Genomic DNA, 3,306 nt, shown 5'->3' with positions numbered 1-3,306 from the left:
CGCCTCGATGTCCTCGCGCCTGATCAGTCCCGCCACAGGGCCATCGTAGGCGAGGGTGCCGACATCCTGCGCCAGGGTCGACTGAGCGCAGGCTAGACCTCGGAGAACATGCCGCACAGCCGGGCGTGCCAGGCCCGCGCGGAGGTATCCGTCAGGGAGGCGATCTGGTCAACGACCACCCGCAGGCGCTCATCGTCGTTCTCGGCTCGGTTCCATACATCGATTAGAACCGGGTCGATCCCCTTCCCACCGCCGGTCATGAGGGCGTCGGCGAGGTCGAAGATGATGGTGCGCTGGCGCAGGTAGACCGGTTCGTGCTCCCGCGGCTCCATGACGTAGCGCACGGCGATGCCCTTGAGCAGGAGGATCTCCGCGGCCGTCTCCTCGGGGATGACGAGCTCGGCCTCATAGCGGGTCAGGGGCCCGTTGCCGTAGGTCTGGCGGGTGGCGGTGGCAACCGCTGAGACGAAGCGACCGATGATCTCGCTGGTGAGGTTCTTCAGGTGAGCGGCATCGGCCACTGATCCGTTGTAGGAGCGGATCCAGTACGGCTGGCCTGAGAGTCTGTCGAAAGCCGCCCCCAGGGTGTCGGCGCCGAGATCGGTGCCGTACCAGGCCCTGGTGGCCTCGAGCAGCTCATCGACCTCTTTCGGGTCGGTCAAGCAGGACGGGTCCATGCGCCCCAGGGCGATCGCGTCCTCCACGTCATGGACCGAGTAGCCGACGTCGTCGGACAGGTCCATGATCTGAGCCTCGATACAGCGCCTACCCTCGGGCGCTCCCTGACGCATCCAGGCGAAGATCTCGGTGTCCTCATCGTAAACGGAGTACTTGCGCGTACTACGGCCGCTCAGACCGCCCGGTCCGCCGCCCTTGAGCCAGGGGTACTTGGCGACAGCATCGAGGCTGGCCCGGGTGAGGTTGAGTCCCATCGACCTTCCCTTGTCATCAAGCGTCTTGGGCTCCAGACGGGTGAGGATCCGGAAGGTCTGGGCGTTGCCCTCGAAGCCACCGATCTGGCGAGAGACGACGTCGAGCGCCTTCTCACCGTTGTGCCCGTACGGCGGATGGCCCAGGTCGTGAGACAGGCAGGCGGCGTCGACGACGTCGGGGGCGCATCCCAGCGCCTGTCCGAGCGCGCGCCCCACCTGCGCCACCTCAAGGGAGTGGGTGAGCCGGGTACGCACGAAGTCGTCGGCCGACGGTCCCAGGACCTGGGTCTTGGCGCCCAGGCGACGCAGTGCCGAGGAATGCAGGACCCGGGCCCGGTCACGTTCAAAAGGAGTGCGCTGCGGATTCTTCGCCTGCTCGTGAACAAAGCGCTCAATGTCCTCAAATCGGTATCCGGCCGGGCCAGGACCGCTGTCTCCGTCGATACGCTCGGGCTCGGATCCAGATTTCTGCACTGACATGGTCACAAGGTAGCGCAGAAGCGGGTTACGATGGTCGTCACCATTCCGACACCGTCCTAAGGAAGCGACGGCATCCGACCTCCTCAGCATGCGGTCGCCGAGCTCCCTCGGGACACCGATGAAGCACTCTTGGAAGTGACGCTCCTGGGCCCGAGCCCAGCGGAAGGGAGACGCTTGCCGTGACCACGACCACCACCCTCGTTCACCGGCCCTACGACGGTCCGGAGGAGTGGTGGCGCCACGCGCTGGTCTACGAGGTCCCTTCACCGGCCCTGGGAGCCGCGGACCTGGAACGCACCGAGTCCATCATTGAGCACGCCCTCTACCTGCGGATGGACGCGGTGATCATCCGTCCGAGCCTGCTGGACGTCAGTTCCGAGATCGATTCGATCCGTCGTTTCATCGACTCGGCAGGTAGGCGGGGACTGCGCACCATCGTGCGCATCTCCGGCGCGCTCGGGCCAATCACCGGCCCCTACGCCAAACGGACCACAAGTTTCGTCACAGGGCTGGAGGGCGCAGGCGATGATCTTCTGCGCCGCTCTGAGGCCTACCTCCAAGCCGGGGCGGTCGGCATCGACCTGGGTACGATCGTTCCTCCCCAGATCACCACCGAGATCCGGCTGGACCGTCTGAGCGCCTACTTCGCCATGCTGCACGGCCAGTTGGCAGAGTACGTGGAGGAGGGCATCATCGGCGCCGACGTGACCGCCGACTACCCCGACTCGCTGCGACACCACCTCCAGGACGACTGGATCCACCACCTGCGCGATGACTGTCTGACTCTGACCCGCTGGAACGCCGAGTCGCTCACCTCCCACCTGACGCGGTCCCTCGACGAGCACGATCGCTTCGGCGCACCCCCCACCTGGCGCTTCCTGCCTCCCCACATCCTGTCCGAGCACCTGGACCCGGGGGACGGCCAGCGCTGGTACTCCGTCGACCACGACCAGCGGCTGCGTCGAGGACTGGCGCTGCAGGCCATGATGCTGGCTCTACCCGGTTCGCTCTACCTACGACAGGGCGACGAGATCGCACTGAGCGACGCAGACAAGCCCACAGCCCCCTTGGAACTGGCGGACATGGTGGCTGAACATACTCGAGGACAGTCCTCGCAGTTCGGGTCTCCCGCCGCAACCGTGCGACACGCCGCCCACGTGCGCCTCGAGTACAACCTGGCCTGCGCCCCTCTGGCCTTCGTCACCGGACTGGAGTGGTGCCCGCCTGAGACCCTGGCCTTCCTGGTACGCGGCGTACTGGTCGTCGTCAACACCTCCGACTCCTCAGTGATCCTGCCCCCTGAGGCGAAGGTGCTGCTGTCGTCTCAACCCTTGCGACAAGATGAGGGTCGCCTGCTCATTCCTCCCACGACAACGACTTGGCTGGAAGCCACGACCGTGGCCTAACACACTTGAATGCAAAATTCATTCAGCCCTTGCATTCATTACAGTAGCCGATTAAATTATGGTGCCAAGCGGGGGGAACTCCCCGCTTATGGATCCGATTCGAAGGAGAATCCTTGTGGCACCCACCCGCCGGTCCTTCCTGACAATGGCCGCCGTCGCCACCACTGTTTCAACCGTTGCAGCCTGCTCCAGCTCCCGGAAGGCCGACGGCGCGGCCGCCTCCGGAGGAGCAGTTCAGCAGACCTCCGGCTCCTCCGGAGGTGATACCAACGCCGACTTGGTCATCTGGGCCGATCAGAAGAAGGCTGACTCGCTCAAGGAGATCGCCAAGAGCTGGGGTGACAAGCAGGGCATCTCGGTAGCGGTCCAGACCGTCGCCAACGACCTGCAGCCCAACTTCGTGACCGCCAACCAGGCCGGCAACGGCCCTGACATCGTCGTCGGCGCGCACGACTGGATCGGTAACTTGGTGCAGAACAGCGCCATCC

General features: G+C 65.2%; 2 protein-coding genes and 1 pseudogene. 2 read left to right on the top strand and 1 reads right to left on the bottom strand.

All coding sequences use genetic code 11. The features are described from left to right. Window positions 1-92: 92 nt before the first annotated feature. The gene (locus RWR81_RS13150; protein ID WP_314458161.1) at window positions 93-1,412 is read right to left on the bottom strand and encodes a deoxyguanosinetriphosphate triphosphohydrolase; all 1,320 of its coding nucleotides are present in this window, start codon (window positions 1,410-1,412) and stop codon (window positions 93-95) included. 179 nt (window positions 1,413-1,591) lie between these two features. On the opposite strand from RWR81_RS13150, the gene RWR81_RS13145 reads away from it, so the two are divergent. Together RWR81_RS13145 and RWR81_RS13140 are read left to right on the top strand one after the other, a co-directional pair. Beyond that, the gene (locus tag RWR81_RS13145) at window positions 1,592-2,818 is read left to right on the top strand and encodes a glycosidase (RefSeq protein ID WP_314458160.1); all 1,227 of its coding nucleotides are present in this window, start codon (window positions 1,592-1,594) and stop codon (window positions 2,816-2,818) included. A 115-nt stretch (window positions 2,819-2,933) separates the two neighbouring features. Then, window positions 2,934-3,306, top strand: a pseudogene (locus RWR81_RS13140) (maltose ABC transporter substrate-binding protein); the annotation flags it as partial.

Source organism: uncultured Actinomyces sp. (genome assembly GCF_963526355.1).
Lineage (GTDB): Bacteria > Actinomycetota > Actinomycetes > Actinomycetales > Actinomycetaceae > Actinomyces.
Note: the sequence above shows the minus strand (reverse complement) of the source record. Positions and strands in the feature narration are given on the sequence as shown.

Excerpts from the sequence above, each read along its gene's own strand:
- RWR81_RS13150 (WP_314458161.1), bottom strand. The coding sequence starts at position 1,412 with ATGTCAGTGCAGAAATCTGGATCCGAGCCCGAGCGTATCGACGGAGAC.